Origin of the sequence: Thiomonas bhubaneswarensis (genome assembly GCF_001418255.1) — a bacterium.
Taxonomy (GTDB): Bacteria; Pseudomonadota; Gammaproteobacteria; order Burkholderiales; family Burkholderiaceae_C; genus Thiomonas; species Thiomonas bhubaneswarensis.
The window spans coordinates 22,260-41,463 of sequence record NZ_LIPV01000011.1 but is presented as its reverse complement, the minus strand read 5'-3'; the positions used below and the strand labels follow the sequence as shown (position 1 = coordinate 41,463).

The window sequence follows — 19,204 nt, the reverse complement described above, 5'->3', positions numbered from 1 at the left end:
TTGTGGCATGAAGGGGCGGGGCGTCAAAACCCAGCCCCCCATGCCGGGGTTGGATCAGCTGGGCGAGCGCAGATCGAGCGTGAACGGGAATTCCAGGCTCGGATGCGCCGGGGCGACCTGCATGCGCCCTGGTGTGTGGCCCATGCGGAAAAAGCGCGCCAGCCTGCGGCTCTCGGCCTCGTAGGCGTTGATCGGGAAGGTGGAGGGGTTGCTGCCGCCCGGATGCTCGACGTGGTACCGGCAGCCGCCGAGCGAGCGCTGCATCCAGGTGTCCACCAGATCGAAGGTCAGCGGCGCGTGCACGCCGATGCCCGGGTGCAGCGCCGAAGGCGGCCTCCAGGCGCGATAGCGCACGCCGCAGACGAATTCGCCGCTGCGCCCGGTGGGCTGCAGCGGCAGCGCCTGGCCGTTGACGGTGAGCACATGGCGGCTGTCGGTCAGGCCGTTGATCTTCACCTCCACCCTCTCCAGCGAGGAATCGACATAGCGCACCGTGCCGCCCACCGCGCCTTCCTCGCCCATGACGTGCCAGGGCTCCAGCGCCATGCGCAGCTCCAGCTTCATGCCGCGCACCGCGTAGTCGCCCAGCAGTGGGAAGCGGAAGGTGTGGTGCGGCGCGAACCATTGCGGATCGAAGTCGTAACCGGCTTCGCGCACCTCGGTGAGCACGTCCTCGAAGTCCAGCGCAATGAAGGTTGGCAGCAGAAAGCGGTCGTGCAGGGCAGTGCCCCAGCGTTGCAGCCGCGCGGTGTAGGGGGTGTGCCAGAAGCGGGCGATGAGCGCGCGCAACAGCAGTTGCTGCACCACGCTCATGCGCGCATGCGGTGGCATTTCGAAGGCGCGCAGCTCCAGCAGGCCCAGCCGCCCGGTGGCGCCGTCGGGGCTGTAGAGCTTGTCGATGCAGAACTCGCTGCGATGGGTGTTGCCGGTGACGTCGATGAGGATGTTGCGCAGGGTGCGATCCACGAACCATGCGGGTGCGTCAACTCCGTAACGCGCACGGTTGGCGCGCAGCTCGTTCAGGGCGATCTCGAGTTCATAGACCTGATCGTCGCGCGCCTCGTCCACCCGCGGCGCCTGGCTGGTGGGGCCGATGAACAGGCCGGAGAACAGATAGCTCAGGCTGGGGTGGTTGTGCCAGTAGGCGATCAGGCTGGCCAACAGGTCGGGACGGCGCAGGAAGGGGCTGTCCGCCGGGGTGGCGCCGCCGAGCACCACATGGTTGCCACCGCCGGTGCCGGTGTGGCGGCCGTCGAGCATGAACTTTTCGGCGCCCAGCCGGGTCTGGAACGCCGCCTGGTAGAGAAATTCGGTGTGATCGACCAGTTCGGCCCAGTTGTGCGCCGGGTGGATGTTGACCTCGATGACGCCGGGGTCGGGCGTGACCTGAAGCTGGTTCAGCCGCGGGTCGCGCGGCGGCGGGTAGCCTTCGAGCACCAGCTTGACCCGCAGCCGCTCGGCGGTGGTCTCGATGGCGGCGAGCAGGTCGAGGTAGTCGTCGGCGCTGGCCAGCGGCGGCATGAACACATAGAGCACACCGCCGCGAGCCTCCACGCACAGCGCGGTGCGCAGAATCCAGCTCGCCGACTCGAAACGATCGGGGTAGCGGCTGTCGCCTGGCCGCAGGCGCTGGCCATCGCCACTGGACCATGCCGCGCCACCGCGACCCGCCACCTCGCCCCGAAGCGGTGCGGCGACACCCTGGTTCTGCACCCCGACGGTGCCACCTTCGGCGTAACCGCCCCCGATGCGGTGCATCGGGCCGTACTGCAGCCGCAGTGCGGCGGCGTCGGGCAGGTTGCCGCGCGGGGCGAAGGGGTCTTGCGGCCAGTCGGAGGCGCGATCGCCGTCGGAAGCCCAGGGCAGCGAGTCCAGCGGCAGGCGCCAGCCCATGGCCGAGTCGCCGGGAATCAGGTACATGCGCTCGTCGCGGAAGAACCACGGGCCGGAGATCCAGCGCGGGCCGCTCAAGGAAACGCCGGGCCGTCCCAAGTTTCCTTGACCCCCTTGGGGAGCGGTCTGGGCGTCGCCCAGACCTGGGGGCTGTCCATTCTTCTGGGGTGAACCGGGCTCGCGGCGGATCGGCAGGGCATAGCCGGTGGGCGCCTTCAGGCCCTGGCTGAACACCTTGCGCAGGCGGGCGCGTTCGAGCTCGTCGTCCACCCGCGAGTCGAACGGGTCGACGTTGACCGGCAGGCGGCGCTCGCGCCACAGGTAGTACCACGTGTCCTCGAAGCCGGTCTGCACGTGGGCCGGATCGACCCCCAGCGTATCGACCAGGGCCAGCATGAAGGTCTGGGCGTCGAGGGCGGTGGCGGTGCCGCCCAGCCGTTCGTCGGCGAACAGCGCGGGGTTGTGCCAGCAGGGCTGGCCGTCGCGACGCCAGATGGCCGACAGCGCCCAGCGCGGCAGTTGCTCGCCGGGGTACCACTTGCCCTGGCCGAAGTGCAGAAAACCGCCAGGGCCGTAGCGGGCGATGAGCCTGCCGATGAGCTCGCCGGCGTAGCCGCGCTTGGTGGGCCCGAGCGCGTCGGTGTTCCATTCCGGCGCGTCGCGGTCGGTGGTGGCGACGAAGGTGGGCTCGCCGCCCTGGGTGAGGCGCACGTCGCCGGTCTTCAGGTGCTGGTCGACCACTTCGCCCAGGGTGAGCACGGCCTGCCACTGGTCATCGGTATAGGGCTTGGTGACGCGCGGCGATTCATAGATGCGGGTGACGGCCATGTGGTGGCTGAATTCCACCTCGCACTCGTCCACCAGGCCCTCGACCGGCGCCGCGCCCGAGGGCTGTGGGGTGCAGGCCAGCGGAATGTGGCCTTCGCCAGCGAGCAGCCCCGACGTGGGGTCGAGGCCGATCCAGCCCGCCCCCGGTAGATAGACCTCGCACCACGCATGCAGATCGGTGAAGTCGGCCTCGGCGCCGCTGGGGCCGTCGAGCGCCTTGACGTCGGGTGTGAGCTGGATCAGGTAGCCGGAGACGAAGCGCGCGGCCAGCCCGAGGTGGCGCAATACCTGGACCATGAGCCAGCCGGTGTCACGGCAGGAGCCGCAGGCCAGTTCCAGCGTCTGTTCGGGGGTCTGCACCCCCGGCTCCAAGCGGATGGTGTAGCCGATGTCGCGCTGCAGCCGCTGGTTGACGTCCACCAGGAAGTCGATGGTGCGGCGCGGGGTGAGGTCGAGGCTCTTGAGCAGGGCATCGAGGCGCGGGGTGCGCGCGTCGGCGGCCAGATAGGGGGCGAGCTCGGCCTTCAGATCGGGCGCATAGGTGAAGGGGAATTGCTCGGCCTCGGGTTCGAGGAAGAAGTCGAAGGGGTTGTAGACCGCCATCTCGGCCACGAGATCGACGGTGATCTGCAGCAGGGTGGTCTTGTTGGGAAAGGTCAGGCGCGCGAGGTAGTTGGAGAAAGGGTCTTGCTGCCAGTTGATGAAATGCTGGGCTGGCTCGACGCGCTGGCTGTACGACAGGATGGGCGTGCGGCAATGCGGCGCCGGGCGCAGGCGCACGACGTGCGGGGAAAGTCCTACCGGGCGATCGAAGCGGTAGGTGGTGGTGTGCGTGAGCGCGACGTGGATGGACATCCGGGCACCTGCGAAAGAGAGTTTGAAGGATGACTGGCGGCTTCAGGCGGCGAGGAAATCCTGGCTGATGCCCACGCCCAGATCGTTGATGCGCTCCAGGAAGTGAGTGAGATAGGCGTGCAGCCCGGTGGCCATGATGTCGTCGAGCCGACCGAACTGTAGCTGGGCGTTGAGCAGACCCGCGCGGCGCAATGTCTCGCGCGACTGCGGGTTGGCCACGGCCTGTAGGTGGTGGTTCACCGCGGCCATGCAGGCCGCCAGCGAGCGCGGCATGTCGGGCCGCAGGATGAGCAGCCCGGCCACGCGCTCGGGGGTGATGACGTCGCGGTACACCTTGCGGTAAACCTCGAACCCCGAAACCGAACGCAGCACGCCCGACCAGTGGTAGAAGTCGAGCTCCTGCAGGCGGCCATTCCCATTCGTCGATCCGTAGAAGTCGGACTGCAGGGCGTGGAATTTCACGTCGAGCAGGCGGGCGGTGTTGTCGGCTCGTTCCAGAAAGGTGCCGATACGCAGGAAGTGGTAGGCCTCGTCCTGCAGCATGGTGCCCGAGGTCACCCCGCGCGAGAGGTGCGAGCGGTATTTCACCCACTCGAAAAACTGGGCCGGATCCTGTCCGCACAATCCCTTGGTCAGCAGGCGCTGCGATTCGAGCCAGGTCTGGTTGACCGTTTCCCACACCTCGGTGGTGATGGCGCCGCGCACCGCGCGGGCGTTCTCGCGCGCCGCGCGCAGGCAGCTCTGGATCGACGAGGGGTTGCCGGTGTCGCACACCATGAAGTCGAGCACCTTGTCGGCGTCGATGGCGCCAAAGCGCTCGGTATAGGCCGAGGTCAGCTCGGAGATGCCCAGCAGCCCGCGCCAGCCCAACTGCATGGCCTCGGCGCCCTGCGGCAGCAGGGCCGATTGCACATGCACGTCGAGCATGCGGGCGGTGTTTTCGGCGCGTTCGGTGTAGCGGGCCATCCAGAACAGGTGATCGGCGGTGCGGCTGAGCATGGGAGTTCCTTGCCGGTTGGATGCGAAGGGCGGGGGTCTACTTTTCCAGCACCCAGGTGTCTTTAGTGCCGCCGCCTTGCGAGGAGTTGACCACCAGCGAGCCCTCGGTCAGCGCCACCCGTGTGAGGCCACCGGGCACGATGGACACGGTCTTGCCCGACAGCACGAAGGGCCGCAGATCGAGGTGACGCGGCGCAATGCCCGACTCGACATAGGTGGGGCAGGTGGACAGGGCCAGCGTGGGCTGGGCGATGTAGTGATGGGGGTTGGCCTTGATTTTCTCGGCGAACGCGGCGATCTCGGCCTGGGTGGAAGCCGGGCCGACCAGCATGCCGTAGCCCCCGGCGCCGTGCACCTCCTTGACCACCAGCTCGGACAGGTGCTCCAGCACATAGCTCAGGCTGTCGGGCTCGCGGCACATGCGGGTGGGCACGTTGTGCAGTAGCGGCGCTTCACCCAGGTAGAACTCGATCATGCGCGGCACATAGGGATAGATCGACTTGTCGTCGGCCACGCCGGTGCCGATGGCGTTGGCCAGATTGACGTTGCCCGCGCGGTAGGCGCGCATCAGCCCGGCGCAGCCCAGCGAGGAGTCGGCGCGGAACACCTTGGGATCGAGAAAGTCGTCGTCGACGCGGCGGTAGATCACGTCCACCCGCTGCGGGCCCTGGGTGGTGCGCATGTAGACGAAGTCGTCCTTGACGAACAGATCCTGCCCCTCGACCAGCTCCACGCCCATTTGCTGGGCGAGGAAGGCGTGTTCGAAATACGCCGAGTTGTACATCCCCGGCGTGAGCACGACCACGGTGGGTTCGCTCACGCTGGACGGCGCCACGGCGCGCAGCTTTTCCAGCAGCAGATCGGGGTAATGCGCCACCGGGGCGATGCTGTGGCGGGCGAACAGCTCGGGGAACAGGCGCATCATCATGCGCCGGTTTTCCAGCATGTAGCTCACGCCCGAGGGCACGCGCAGGTTGTCTTCGAGCACGAAGTATTCGCCCTCGCCCTGGGCGTTTTCGGCGCGCACGATGTCGATGCCGGCGATCTGCGCGTAGACGTGGTGCGGCAGGTCGATGCCCATCATCTCGGGGCGAAACTGGGCGTTGCCATAGACCTGCTCGGTCGGCACGATGCCCGCCTTGAGGATCTCCTGATCGTGATAGACGTCGTGGATGAAGCGGTTGAGCGCGGTGACGCGCTGCTTCAGCCCGGCTTCGAGATGCTTCCATTCGGCCGCGGGAATGATGCGCGGTATCAGGTCGAAGGGAATGAGCCGCTCGGTGCCCGCCTCGTCGCCGTACACCGCGAAGGTGATGCCGACGCGGCGAAAGATCAGCTCGGCTTCCTCGCGCTTGGCGCGTATGGTGTCGGGCGGTTGCTGCGCCAGCCACTGGGCGTACTGCGCATAGTGCGGGCGCACGCCGCCGCTCGCGGGGGTCATTTCATCGTAGAAGGGCATCGTCGTCTCTCGAAGCGGCCGTCTGGGCAGACCTGTGCAGCGAGGTTAGCAAGATACAGGCCAACCGTGGGGGCCATGTGACAGCGCGATGACGCAGCGGCGCTGCGCTGATCGGCGTCAACTAGCGGTCAGTCGGAGGATGCTTCTTGCTGCGCGCTCCAATAGTGCGGCTGTTGCGCCCGCCAGGCGACAAAGGTATCGGGCGCTTCGTCGCGCCAGCGAAGCGCGCCCTGAAGATCGGTGCGCCACAGCGCGATGCCGCGCGCGGAGTAGCGCTCGACCACCAGCGGATGCGGATGGCCGTGGGCGTTGCGGTAGCCCGCCTGCACCACCGCGGCGCGGGGCATCACGGCGTCGAGCAGGGCGTCGCTCGACGAGGTTTTGCTGCCGTGGTGCGGCACCAACAGCACATCGGCATAGGGCAGCGCCTCAGCCGCGTGCAGCGCGCGTTCCTGCGGCTGGTCGATGTCGCCGGTGAGCAGCGCCGAGGCGCCGCGCGCGCTCACATGCAGCACGCAGGAGGCGGCGTTGTCGTTGCGCGGCAGCTCCTCAGGCAGCGGGCTGATGATGCGAAAGTCCACGCCGTCCCAGGTCCAGCGTTGCCCGGCGGCGCAGGCGTGGACCTTGCTCAGACCGTAGCGCGCAGCAGCCTGTGGTGGCGCCGAGGTCAGCAGCTCGGCCTTGGGGTGGGCGCGGGCGATGGTGGCCGCGCCGCCGGCGTGGTCGCTGTCGTCGTGGCTCACCACCACGCGGTCCAGACGCCGCACGCCCAGGCTGTGCAGCAGCGGCAGCAGCACGCGCCCGCCGGCGTCCACCCCTGGCGCCTGCTGCGGCCCGGTATCAAACAGCAGGGTGTGGCGCGCGGTGCGCACCACCACCGCCATGCCCTGGCCGACATCGGCGAACCACAGCTCCGTCTCGCCCTGTGCGGGCGCGGTGCCGGGGTTGCTGGCCAGCGGCACCAGCAGCAACAGCCCCGGCGCGCGCAGCCGCCAACCCCACGGCAGCGCCAACGCCAGCACGCCCAGCGCGGCCAGACCCAGGGTGAGGGCATCGGGCGCGGCGGCATGCCATTGCGCCAGCGGCCAGTCGGCCAGATGCCGCAGCGCGACATCCAACCCTTGCTGAATCCACGCGGCGAGGCGCCAGACCCAGCCGTCCAGCGGCGACGGCAACAGCAGGCCGCCCACCGCCAGCGGCGCCACGCCCATGGTGACGACGGGAATGGCCAGGGCATTGGCCAGAGGCGAGAGCAGCGCGATCTGCTGGAAGAACAACAGCGTGAGCGGTGCCAGCGCCAGGGTGGCGACCCACTGCGTGCGGCTGGCCTCGCGCAGCCGCAGCCAGACCCGCCGCCACCACGGCGGCCGGGCCGCATCGGCACCCAGGCCCTCGGGCCGCCCGCGGTCGGCGGCGACGAACAGCATGCCCACCGCGACGAAGGACAGCCAGAATCCGGCCTGCCGCACCGCCCACGGGTCCCACAGCAGCACGGCGGTGAGCGCCAGCGCCATCACGTCACGCCAGTCCGCGCGCAGCCCACGCTGGCGCAGGATCAGCACCACCGCCAGCATCAGCAGGGTGCGCTGCGCGGGCACGCCCCAGCCCGCGACCACGGCATAAGCGGTGGCCGTGACCAGCGCCCCCCAGGCCGCCACGGTGGGCGCGGGCAGCACCAGCGTCCACGGGCGACGCAGGCGGGCCGTCTGCCGCCAGGCCGCGCTGATCAGCCGCATCGCCAGCCAGGCCAGCAGGGTGATGTGCAGGCCCGAGATGCTCATCAGGTGCGCGACCCCGGTGATGCGGTAAGTGGCCCAGTCGCTGGCGGTGATGGCGGCCTGGTCGCCCAGCGCCAGGGCGATGACGGTGCCCGCTGCGGGGAGGGGCATCCGTAGCGTGTGCGAAGCACTGTTCTCACCTCCCCCGGCAGTGGGGGAGGTTGGGAGGGGGCCGGGCGGCCCCTGCAACGCGGCCATCATGCGCTGGCGCAGGTGGTCACGCAGTTGGGCGACCCAGTCGGCGGGGTCGTGGCGCATGCCAAGCCGTTGCGGCGGCGGGCCCATGCGGCTGACCGTGCCGGTGGCGCCGATGCCGTCGCGGAACAAGCTCAGTTCGGCATCGTTGCCGCCCGGGTTGGCATAGCCGTGCGGGCGCTTGAGCCGCACGGAGAATTGCCAGATCTGACCTGGATGCACGCGCGGTGGCGCCTCAGCGGGCCCGTTGCGTGGCCGCTTTGCGTACCAGCTGAGCGATAGCCTGTCCGGCACCCCGGGCGGGGCCTGCGTGACGTCGAGGACGAAGCGCGTCGCGTCGGGGTAGAGCACGGGCAGGTCGGTCACCACGCCGCGCACCTGCACCACTTGAGATTCCAGTGCCGGGTCGAGCCGGTCGGCCAGCAGCGGATGCGCTCGCCAGCCCGCCATGCCGAAGGCCAGCATCGCCCCGCCGAGCGCGAGCAAGGCCTGCACGCCCAGACGCGCGAGGCGCCGCTGGCAAGGCCTACCGCCACGGCGGCCGCGCCAGCCGATCAGCGCCAGAGTCGCTGCGGCACCGGCTGCCGTCTGCGCGACATAAACCGGCTGCGGCCACAGCGCAGCCTGCGCGGTCTGCAGCGCACAGCCCAGCAGGACGGCAAGGGCAAAGGTCGGCAAGACGGGTTCCTTCGGAAGCGCCTGAGGTCAAGCGCGATCGCAAGATTGCAAGCTATGCATGATGTCAGCTTTACAAGTCTCTACAGTTGCGCCGCGTCATACGGTGGGGCGAGGAGCCTGTCGGACTTGAGGATCGCGGGCTGCCACATGGCATCCCCATGCCCATTTTCGCCTTCCGCGCCTCAAGCCCGACAGGCTCCCAGGCGCGTTTGTATGGTTCAATTTGCGCCAAAGTCTTCGGGAGCCCACGCATGCATCGTCACCCTCCATCGCCTGTCGTCCATCGTCCCCTGCGCTTGAGCGCGGCACTCGCTGCCCTGGGTGCCCTGGCCCTGGGGGGGTGTGCGACCCCGGTCAACCTCAACCAGCCCGCGCCGGTGCAGCAGCTCAACCCGCCCGCGCCGCGCGTGACCGTGCCGCCCTCGACCTATGCGCCCGTGACGCCGCAGCCCGTCCAGCCGCCGCCGAGCGAAGCGCAGCCGCTGGCGCCGAGCGCGCCGATCACGGTGCAGCCGCTCGGGCCGTCCGGCGTCGCGCCCGCTGCGAGTGCGCCCAGCGCGGCGGTGGCGCCACCCCCGCCTGCCCAGTCCGAGTCGGCACCGCCCTCGAACGCTCCGGCCTTGCCGCCCGGCGCGGTGCGCTTCAACTGTCAGGATGGCAGCTCCTTCATCGCCACCTTTGGCGACGTGTCGGTCACCCTGCAGACGGCGCTGGGCAATCTCACCCTTGACCAGACCGTCTCCGCCGATGGCGCCCGCTACCGCAACAGCGCCTTTCAGGTCTGGTTCAAGGGCCGCCAGGCCACGGTGACCAACTTCCTGCAGAACACCAACACGGTGTGCCAGCAGCAGTGACCCTGCAGGCGTAGAAAATGATGCATCTTTTACTTTCAGATACAGACGCCGCGGAAAAAACCCCCTCAAATAGGGTATAAGTCCTTTGTCTAAGTCGGCGGTGTGACCTTTTTCGCCCGCCCGGGTTGCCAGAAGACGGCCTGTGACTTCGCCTGGTTTTGCGTGGTTCACGCGGCACGGAATGCCTCGCTGCAGAGGCATTCCGCCTGCGCAACCACCCATTTTGGAGTCACACCATGCAGCCGTCCCGTCGTCTTTTCATCCAGAAATCCCTTCTCGCCATTCCAGCGGTAGGCTCGCTCGCCGCCTGCGGCGGCGGGGGAGGAACCAGCACAGCCAGCACCGGATCGGCCGGCGCAGTGGCCGCGACACCCGGTGGAGCCACCCCGGCAAGTACCAGCCCGGTATCGACCACCCCGGCAAGCACCACGCCCTACGTCGTGCCCGTTGGACAGGATCTCTCCGTCGGTCTGAAACAAGTGGGCATGAACCCTGTGCCCTACAGCAAGCTGGCCAAACCTGCCAAGGGCCAAACCGTCACCGACCCCGACTTCGGCCTCAAGATCACCCGCATCACCGACTGCGTGGCCGACTTCAAGAATCTCTGCGTCGCCCCGGCCTATCCCACGGCGATGGCCTGGAACTGCGACGAAACCCGCTTCATCCTGTACGTGCCGGGTTCCACGGCGCAGACCGGTGGGCAACAAGGCTGGGCCATGTACGACGGCACGACTTACGCCTTCATCAAGTTCCTCGACATCAACCCGGGTGACGTCGAGCAGTTCTATTGGGATCACCAAGACCCAGCCACGCTGCGCTACATCGACAATCATTCGTCGGGAAGCACCAATCTGGCCGACCTCACCGCGATCAACGTCGAAACCGGTGCCAAGACCATCATTCACAGTTTCCTGCCCAACGGACTGCCGCCGGGTTGCCCGTCTGGCGTGACGGGTGTGCGTTGCGGTTATCCGTTCGCGCTGGGGGTGAACTCTCTGGGACAGAGAGTCTGGGGCCTGGGGGCGTTTGGCGGGCCGATCGGCAATGTCGCGGGCGAGCTGGGCATGTGGGTGTTCGGTTTCAACGAGGCGACGGGCGCGTTCACGATTTACGACTCGACCATTCCGCAACCGCAGGCGCGGGGATCGACGCCGTTCCCTTCCGTGTCAGGCAAGTTCTTCATCTGGAATGGCGCTGCCGCCACGAATCTCGAATCGACCCCCACCACGCAATCGGGCATTTTCGACGCGACCACCGGCAAGCTGCTTCGCATGGTGAACTTCGACACCAACGAGCATTGCGACACCGCGATGGACGCCAACGGCAACGACCTGCTGGTGGGTTCGCAGTTCAGCCGCAACACCGGCGGCAATGGCAACGTCATCGTCTGCAACATCAACACCGGCCAGGTCTTCAACTATGTGGGCGAATCCAGCGGCTGGGGTTATCCGGTCACGGGGTCACTCAGTGGCTCGACCGCGTGGAAAAACCCTTCGTGGGTTGTCACCGGGATGACGGGCAACATCTACGGCACCGGCAGCAACGGTCAGGCCACGCCGGGCAGCAGTGGCAACAGCGGGCCGACCGCCAACCCCTGCACCATCCTCGATCAGGAGCTGATGATCACCAACCTGACCAACGGCACCACCTGGCGTATCGCCCACCATCGCTCCACCGGCAATTACAGCAATGCGTCGCAGAGCAACTACTGGGCGCAGCCGAACGTGACCTTCAGCACCAGCGGCACGCGCATTCTGTTCAACAGCGACTGGGGCGATGGCGACCCGAGCAATCCGACGGTCAACCCCAACGCCGCCATCGACACCTATGTACTGACCCTGCCGTCCTTCGGCTGATCGTCTGAAGAGCTTGCGCAGACGCATGTCCGCAAGCTCGAAGCGCCTATCGCTTCTCCCCCTGTTCACTCCCCTGCAGCCGCACTAGCATCGTGTCACCGGCATCAAAGTCGGCCGCCGTCCACAAGACGGCGTGCGGGCTGCGCTCGTGTGCAGCACCGCATTTGCCCGGCCAGCCTGATCGGCGGCCGATCGGTGATCCCAAGCGCCACCGCATGAGGTGCGCGCGCAACAAGGAGACAGGCGATGAACGCTCCCCTACCCGAGCCCATCCGTCGAGCGCTGGCGAACATCTCGCTGGACGACAAATACACCCTCACATCCGGCCGCGCCTTCATGAGCGGCATCCAGGCGCTGGTGCGTCTGCCCATGCTGCAGCGCCAGCGCGATGCCGCTGCCGGGCTCAACACGGCGGGTTTCGTCTCGGGCTATCGTGGCTCGCCGCTGGGTGGCTATGACCAGGCGCTGTGGAAGGCGAAAAAGATTCTCGAAGCCAACCACGTGGTGTTCAAACCCGGGGTGAACGAGGAGCTGGCGGCCACGGCCGTGTGGGGCACGCAGCAGCTCGACCTGTTTCCCGACAAGAAGAAGTACGACGGGGTGTTCGGCATCTGGTACGGCAAGGGGCCCGGGGTGGACCGTTGCTCGGACGTGTTCAAGCACGCCAACAGCGCAGGCACCGCGCGGCACGGTGGGGTGATCGCTGTAGCGGGCGATGACCATGTGGCCAAATCGTCCACCCTGGCGCACCAGAGCGACCATATTTTCAAGGCGTGCGGACTGCCGGTGTTCTTTCCCACCTCGGTGCAGGACATTCTCGATCTGGGTGTGCACGCCTTTGCCCTGAGCCGCTATGCCGGGGTCTGGTCGGGCATGAAGACCATCCAGGAAATCGTGGAGTCTTCCGCGGCGGTGGATGTGGGTGCCGACCGCGTGCGCATCCTGTTGCCTGAGGATTTCATGCTGCCCGAGGGTGGCGTGCACATCCGCCTGCCCGACACGCCGCTGGCGCAGGAAGCGCGGCTGATGGATGTGAAGTGGTATGCGGCGCTGGCCTACATCCGCGCCAATCGCCTCAACCACACCGTCATCGACAGCCCGCACGCGCGCCTAGGGCTGATGGCTTCGGGCAAGGCCTACAACGATACCCGGCAAGCCTTGAACGACCTCGGGCTAGACGCCGACACCTGCGCGCAGCTCGGCATCCGGCTGCACAAGGTCGCCGTGGTCTGGCCGCTGGAGGCGGGCATCACGCGCGAATTCGCCACCGGGCTGCAGGAGATCCTCGTCATCGAGGAAAAGCGCCAGGTCATCGAGTATCAGCTCAAGGAGGAGCTCTACAACTGGCGCGAAGACGTGCGGCCCAACGTCATCGGCAAGTTCGACGAGCGCGAGGGCGACCGCACCGGCGGCGAATGGAGCCAGCCCAATCCCGGCGTCAACTGGCTGCTGCCGGCCAAGGCCGATCTGTCGCCTGCCATCATCGCCCGCGCCATCGCCGCGCGTCTGGAGCGGCTGGGCATCCTGCGCGACGCCGGGGTGGACGTGCAGCGGCGCATCCGCGAGCGTCTGGCGGTGATCGACGCGCGCGAGCGCAGCCTGCAGGCGCCTGCGGCCAACGCCCAGCGTCCGCCCTGGTTCTGCTCAGGCTGCCCGCACAACACCTCTACCCGCGTGCCCGAGGGCTCGCGCGGCATGGCCGGCATAGGCTGCCATTACATGGTGGTGTGGATGGACCGCGCCACGCAGACCTTCAGCCAGATGGGCGGCGAGGGCGTGGCCTGGGTGGGCCAGGCGCCGTTCACCACCGAAAAACACGTCTTCGTCAACCTGGGCGACGGCACTTACTACCACTCGGGTCTGCTCGCCATCCGCCAGGCCATTTCTGCAGGTGTGAACGCGACCTACAAGATTCTGTTCAATGACGCGGTGGCGATGACCGGCGGACAGCCGGTCGAGGGCGGTCTGACGGTGCCGCAGATCAGCCGTGAGCTTGAAGCTGAGGGCGTGCGCCGCATCGTGGTGGTGACCGACGCGCCGCAGAAATATGCCCACGCCGTCGGTCTGGCCAGCGGCGTCACCGTGCGCCACCGCGACGATCTCGACGCCATTCAGCGCGAACTGCGCGAAGAGGCCGGTGTCACCATCATCATCTACGACCAGACCTGCGCCACCGAAAAGCGCCGCCGCCGCAAGCGCGGGCAGATGGTCGATCCGGCGCGGCGCGTGGTCATCAACCCCCTGGTGTGCGAGGGCTGCGGCGACTGTTCCGACCAGAGCAACTGCCTCTCGGTCGAACCGCTGGAGACCGAGTTCGGCCGCAAGCGCACCATCAACCAGAGCAGCTGCAACAAGGATTTTTCCTGCCTCAAGGGTTTCTGCCCGAGCTTCGTCACGGTGGAATGCGGCACGCTGCGCAAACCCAGGCCGCAGCCGGGCGCGGATCTGGCGTCCATGCCCGAACTGCCTTATCCCGAGGTGCCCGACCCGGTGCGTGACGACGTGGCCGGTGGCGGCTGCTACGGCATCGTCGTCGCCGGTGTGGGCGGCACCGGTGTCATCACCATAGGCCAGCTGCTGGGCATGGCCGCGCACATCGAGGGCAAGGGCGTGGTCACGCAGGATGCCGCCGGGCTGGCGCAAAAGGGCGGCGCCACCTGGAGCCATGTGCTCATCGCGGGCGACCCCGAGCAGATCGTCACCACCCGGGTCGGCACGGCCGAGGCCGAGCTCATCCTCGGCTGCGACCCCATCGTCACCGCCGACCGCGAAACCCTCTCGCGGGTGCGCGAGGGCCGCACCCACATCGCGCTCGACACCCACGGCACGCCCACGGCGGCCTTCGTCCACAACCCCGACTGGCAATTCCCCGACGCCGCCTGCCACAAGGCCATCGAACAGGCCGCGGGCGCCGACAGGGTGGCGGGGTTCGACTGCGTGCGCGCCGCCGAAAGACTGCTGGGCGATGCCATCTACGCCAACCCGATGCTGCTGGGCTTTGCCTGGCAGAAGGGCTGGGTGCCGCTCGGCCATGCCGCACTGATGCGCGCCATCGAACTCAACGCCGTGCAGGTGGAGAAAAACAAGGCGGCCTTCGAGTGGGGTCGGCACGCCGCGCATGACCCCCAGGCCATCGCCGCGCTCACCGCGACCGAACAGGTGATCGAGCTGGTGAAGCGGCCCAGTCTCAACGAGATCATCAAGCGCCGAGTGGGGTTCCTCACCGACTACCAGAACGCCGCCTATGCGCAGCAGTTCACCGCCTTCGTGGCGCAGGTGCGGGCGGCCGAGGCGCCGCTGAAATCCACCGCGTTGACCGAGGCCGTGGCGCGCAACCTGTTCAAGCTCATGGCGTACAAAGACGAGTATGAAGTGGCGCGGCTGCAGTCCGACCCGGCTTTCGCCAAACAACTGCAACAGCAGTTCGAAGGCGATTTCAAGCTGCATTACTTTCTTGCGCCGCCGCTGTGGAGCCGGCGCAATGCCAAGGGCGAGTTGATCAAGCGCGAGTTCGGCCCGTGGATGGGCCTGGCCTTCCGGCTGCTGGCGCCGCTCAAGGTGCTGCGCGGCACCGCACTCGATCCCTTCGGGCATACGGCCGAACGGCAGCAGGAACGCGCCCTGATCGCCCGCTATCGCGACACGGTGAGCGAATTGCTGCGCGGCCTGGATGCCGACCCTTCAGAGCCGCGCCGCCAGCTCGCCTTACAGATCGCACGCCTGCCCGACAGCATCCGCGGCTACGGTCACGTCAAGCAGCGTCATCTACAGCAGGTGCTGCCGCAGTGGGACGAGCTGATGCGGCAGTGGCGCGAGCCGCCGACCGACGCGTCCGCAAGCTCTAATGCGGAAACGGCGCGAGCTGTGGTGTGACCGCAGCCGGGTGGCGCGCTCCGCTCAGCCTGAGCCACCCGGCGAGTGGGCATAATCAGTTCCATCCGAGCGCCCCAGGGTCAGCGGGCGGTTCGACATTTCCTTGAGGGTAGGGCGATCATGCTCTGGAAAAACGGCAGACGCAGCGACAACATCGAAGACCAGCGCACCGTAGGCCCGGCGCGTCGCGGAGGGCTGGTGAGTGGGGGCATAGGCACCATCATTCTCGCCTTGGTGGCGCTGTATTTCGGCGTCGATCCGGGCGTGGTGCTGAACCAGGTGGCGCAGCAGCAAACGCAGCAAAGCGCGCAGCACGCGCCCGCCGAGCTCAGCGCCCAGGACCAGCAGGACAAGGCCTTCCTCTCCGTCGTGCTGGCCGATACCGAAGACACCTGGCGCGAGCTTTTTCAGCAGGCCGGGCGGCAGTACGTCGATCCCAAGCTGGTGCTGTTTTCCGGTGCGGTGCAGTCGGCCTGCGGCTATGCGCAAGCAGCCACCGGGCCGTTCTACTGCCCCTCAGACCAGAAGCTCTATCTCGATACCCAGTTCTTCCAGGAGTTGCAGCAGCGTCTGGGCGCCAGAGGCGACTTCGCCCAGGCTTATGTGATCGCGCATGAGGTCGGCCATCATGTGCAGAACCTGCTGGGTGTGGAGGCCAAGGTGCGCGAGGCCATGCAGCGCAGCAGCCCGCAGCGGGCCAATGCCCTGCTGGTGCGGCTGGAGTTGCAAGCCGACTGCTATGCCGGGGTCTGGGCCTATCACGCCCAGCACGAGCGGCAGGTGCTCGAGCCCGGCGACGTGGAAGAGGCCATCAACGCCGCGCAGGCGGTGGGCGACGACCGGCTGCAGCAGCGGGCGCAGGGCTATGTGGTGCCCGACTCGTTCACGCATGGCACGTCGGCGCAGCGGGCGCGCTGGTTCGAAACCGGCTTCGCCAGCGGTCGCCCGCAAGTCTGTGACACCTTCAACGCAGCTCAGCTCTGAACCATGCCCGCAACCTGGATGACGGCCATCGGCGCCGCACTGCCCTACATCGAATCGGTGGCCAAGCTCGCCTTGCCGGTGTTCAAGCAGCGCAAGTCGGACAAGGAGGCCGCCGAAACCCAGCAACGGCAGATCGAGGAGCTGCAGACCGCGGTGACGCACAACGCCGAACATGTGCGCGCGCTGGCGCAGCAGTTGCAGACCACCGTGACCGCGCTGGAACAGGCCGGCGTGCAGCTTGCTGCGGCTCAGCAGCGGCAGCAGCGCTGGGCGCTGGCGGCTTTCGGGCTGGGCGTTGTCGCACTGGTGCTGGCCTTGGTGGCGGTGCTGCGCTGAAGCGCCGCGTCGTCGCTGCCCTGGCGCGTTGATCTTCCATGCTGGAGTCCTTGCTGCACTTCCCGGCCTTGCAGGCGCTGCTTCTGGCTGCGGTTGGCGCGCTGGCGTTCTGGCTGCGCGATGTGCCGGGGCTGGCACTTTCGTGGATACGGCGGTTTTTCATCACCACGCTCACCCTGGACTCGCGTGACGAATTTCTGTTCGCCGCGATGGTGGAATACATGGACCTGCATCCGGCGCTGCGGCAGGTCAACCAGTTCACCGCGCGCCTACCTCTCACCCGGAGAGGGGTTGCATATCCTGCGCATCGACGGTCGACTGGTGTGGGTGCGGCGCGAAGTGCAGGTGACGCAAAGCGTGTTCGAGCGCATCAGCCTGTCGCACTTTGGACGCAGCAGCGCCTTTCTCACCCGCTTTCTGCAGCAAGCCATTGATGCCCGCGCCAACCGCGAGTCGGACGCGCTCTCGGTCTATATCCCCAACCCGTTTCATGGCGGCGACTGGATGCGCGCGCGACTGGGCAGCCGCCGTCCGCTGGCCTCGGTGGTCCTCAAGGCGGGGCTGGCGGAGACTCTGCTGGGCGATTTGCAGCGCTTTTACCGGGCGCGCGACCGCTACGCCGAGCTGGGCATCCCTGGCGGCGCGGCTATCTGTTGTACGGTCCGCCGGGTACGGGCAAGACTTCGCTGGTCACGGCGCTGGCGTCTGAGCTGCGGCTCAATGTCTGCACCCTGAGCCTGGCCTCGCCCGTGGTGACGGATGAAAAAATCCACACCCTGCTGGCCGCCGTGCTGCAGCGATCGTTGCTGCTGATCGAGGACGTGGACGCCTTCTTCCATCAGCGCGACGCCGCGCATACCCAGGTGCGGCTGTCGTTCTCGGGCTTTCTCAACGCGCTCGACGGCGTGGCCACGCAAGAAGGCAATGTGCTGTTCATGACCACCAACCACATCGACCGCCTCGACGAGGCGCTGATCCGCGCGGGCCGCATCGACGAACGCGTGGCACTGGACGTCTGTGATGAAGACCAGCTCCGCAGGCTCTACCTCAAATTTCACGCCGATCCGCAAGCCGCGGCGCAGTTTGCGCGCGAGCATGCGGTGCAGCATCTCGCTGCCGCACAGGTGCAAGGCCTGTTGATGCGCCGCTTCGGGGCCGTTCCCAGGGAACCGGAGCAGGCGGTTCTCGCGCAAACAACAGTCTGAGCCTGGCTGCGACGCGGTGTCGCAGCACTTTGGCCTGCATCAACCCCGAAATGATCTGCACCCCGTAACCTGCTTACAAATGGTTGCGCTCTCGCTGTCGAGAGCACGGCATCAGCAAAGGGACGGAAGATGACTCAATTCAAGGGATGGCGCGCTGCCCTGGCAGCGTCCTTGGTGGCGCAGTGTGGCCTTGCCGTAGCGGTCGGCAAGTTTTCCGATCAGGAGGTGCAGCGCGGCGCGTATCTCGCGCGGGCCGGTGATTGCGTGGCCTGCCACACGGCACCCGGCGGAAAGCCCTTTGTCGGCGGGCTGAAGATGGACATGCCCATTGGCGCCATCTATTCCACCAACATCACGCCCGACAAAACCCACGGCATCGGCAATTACACCTTCGAGCAGTTCGACCGCGCGGTTCGGCATGGTGTTGCGCCCGGCGGCAAGCATCTCTATCCCGCCATGCCCTATCCGTCTTATGTGCGGGTGAATCAGGCCGACATGAAGGCGCTGTACGCCTACTTCATGCAGGGCGTGCCGCCCGACCCCACGCCCAATCGCAAGCCCGACATGGTGTGGCCCATGACCATCCGCTGGCCGCTGGCCATCTGGAACTGGATGTTCGTGCGCGACACCACCTTCACCCCTGACCCCAAGCAGAGCGCGCAGTGGAACCGCGGCGCCTACCTCGTCGAAGGGCTGGGCCATTGCGGCTCCTGCCACACGCCCCGCGGTCTGTTCTTCCAGGAAAAGGCGCTGAGCTCGCGCGGTCCCAACGGCGACTTCTATCTCTCCGGCTCGCAGGTCGAACATTGGTTCGCCACCAATCTGCGCGGCAACTGCATGCAGAAGTGGACGGCGGGCGACATCGCCGAGTTGCTGCAGACGGGTAAGACCGCCAACTTCACCGCGCTGGGCAGCATGACCGAGGTCATCTCGCACAGCACCCAGCACCTCAAACCCGACGACCTGCAGGCGATGGCGGTCTACATCAAATCGCTCAAGCCTGTGCTGACCCAGCAGACCCCCGCCAGCAAGGACTCGGCCACGGTGCAGCGCGGAGCTGCGGTCTACAACCAGCACTGCGTCGCCTGCCATCAGGCCAACGGCCAAGGCCTGGCGCAGGTCTTCCCCGGGCTGGCGAAAAACGCCACGGTGCAATGCTCCGACCCGAACAACAGCATTCGCGTGGTGCTGGCCGGCGGCAGCACCGTGGTGACCGAGAAGGCGCCGGCGCCCATGGTCATGCCGCCCTTCGCGCAGTCGCTCAATGACCAGCAGGTCGCCGATGTCGTGACCTACATCCGCGCCACCTGGGGCAATGGCGCCTCGGCGGCCACGCCCGAGCAGGTCAGGGCGCTGCGCAAGGCGATCATCAAGGATTGAGCCTGCATCCGGCGCTGCGACAATGCGCCGG

General features: G+C 67.3%; 12 protein-coding genes. 8 read left to right on the top strand and 4 right to left on the bottom strand.

The annotated features are described in order from the left end of the window. Window positions 1–54 precede the first annotated feature (54 nt). From ASC45_RS13645 to ASC45_RS13630, 4 genes are all read right to left on the bottom strand, one after another. Window positions 55–3,576 carry a transglutaminase family protein gene (locus ASC45_RS13645; RefSeq protein WP_055451588.1) on the bottom strand — a complete coding sequence of 1,174 codons (3,522 nt, stop codon included), beginning with the start codon at window positions 3,574–3,576 and terminating at the stop codon, window positions 55–57. A 42-nt stretch (window positions 3,577–3,618) separates the two neighbouring features. Next, entirely contained in the window at window positions 3,619–4,575 is a 957-nt protein-coding gene (locus ASC45_RS13640; protein WP_055451587.1) for an alpha-E domain-containing protein, read from the bottom strand. 37 nt (window positions 4,576–4,612) lie between these two features. Beyond that, window positions 4,613–6,034 (bottom strand): circularly permuted type 2 ATP-grasp protein, encoded by a 1,422-nt coding sequence (locus ASC45_RS13635; RefSeq protein ID WP_055451586.1) that lies wholly within the window; start codon window positions 6,032–6,034, stop codon window positions 4,613–4,615. A 128-nt stretch (window positions 6,035–6,162) separates the two neighbouring features. Continuing rightward, the gene (locus ASC45_RS13630) at window positions 6,163–8,685 is read right to left on the bottom strand and encodes a DNA internalization-related competence protein ComEC/Rec2 (RefSeq protein WP_082454439.1); all 2,523 of its coding nucleotides are present in this window, start codon (window positions 8,683–8,685) and stop codon (window positions 6,163–6,165) included. A 251-nt stretch (window positions 8,686–8,936) separates the two neighbouring features. Between ASC45_RS13630 and ASC45_RS13625 the strand changes: the two genes are divergently transcribed. The 8 genes from ASC45_RS13625 to ASC45_RS13590 all read left to right on the top strand — a co-directional run bounded on the left by ASC45_RS13625 (window position 8,937) and on the right by ASC45_RS13590 (window position 19,173). After that, the gene (locus ASC45_RS13625) at window positions 8,937–9,539 is read left to right on the top strand and encodes an MliC family protein (protein ID WP_055451585.1); all 603 of its coding nucleotides are present in this window, start codon (window positions 8,937–8,939) and stop codon (window positions 9,537–9,539) included. Between the two features lie 236 nt (window positions 9,540–9,775). After that, complete coding sequence (locus tag ASC45_RS13620) at window positions 9,776–11,395, top strand: hypothetical protein (protein ID WP_055451584.1); 1,620 nt, start codon at window positions 9,776–9,778, stop codon at window positions 11,393–11,395. 246 nt (window positions 11,396–11,641) lie between these two features. Beyond that, window positions 11,642–15,268, top strand: a complete 3,627-nt coding sequence (locus tag ASC45_RS13615; protein ID WP_055451583.1) for an indolepyruvate ferredoxin oxidoreductase family protein — start codon at window positions 11,642–11,644, stop codon at window positions 15,266–15,268. A 120-nt stretch (window positions 15,269–15,388) separates the two neighbouring features. Next, entirely contained in the window at window positions 15,389–16,252 is an 864-nt protein-coding gene (ypfJ, locus tag ASC45_RS13610) for a KPN_02809 family neutral zinc metallopeptidase (protein ID WP_055451582.1), read from the top strand. A gap of 3 nt (window positions 16,253–16,255) precedes the next feature. Next, window positions 16,256–16,588, top strand: coding sequence for a hypothetical protein (locus ASC45_RS13605; protein WP_055451581.1), 333 nt, complete (start codon window positions 16,256–16,258; stop codon window positions 16,586–16,588). Window positions 16,589–16,708: 120 nt separating this feature from the next. After that, the gene (locus ASC45_RS13600) at window positions 16,709–17,323 is read left to right on the top strand and encodes a hypothetical protein (RefSeq protein ID WP_082454437.1); all 615 of its coding nucleotides are present in this window, start codon (window positions 16,709–16,711) and stop codon (window positions 17,321–17,323) included. After that, entirely contained in the window at window positions 17,242–17,793 is a 552-nt protein-coding gene (locus ASC45_RS15610; protein ID WP_072243078.1) for an AAA family ATPase, read from the top strand. Before ASC45_RS13600 ends, ASC45_RS15610 begins: the two co-directional genes overlap by 82 nt. A gap of 129 nt (window positions 17,794–17,922) precedes the next feature. Continuing rightward, window positions 17,923–19,173, top strand: coding sequence for a c-type cytochrome (locus tag ASC45_RS13590; RefSeq protein WP_055451578.1), 1,251 nt, complete (start codon window positions 17,923–17,925; stop codon window positions 19,171–19,173). Window positions 19,174–19,204: the final 31 nt, after the last annotated feature.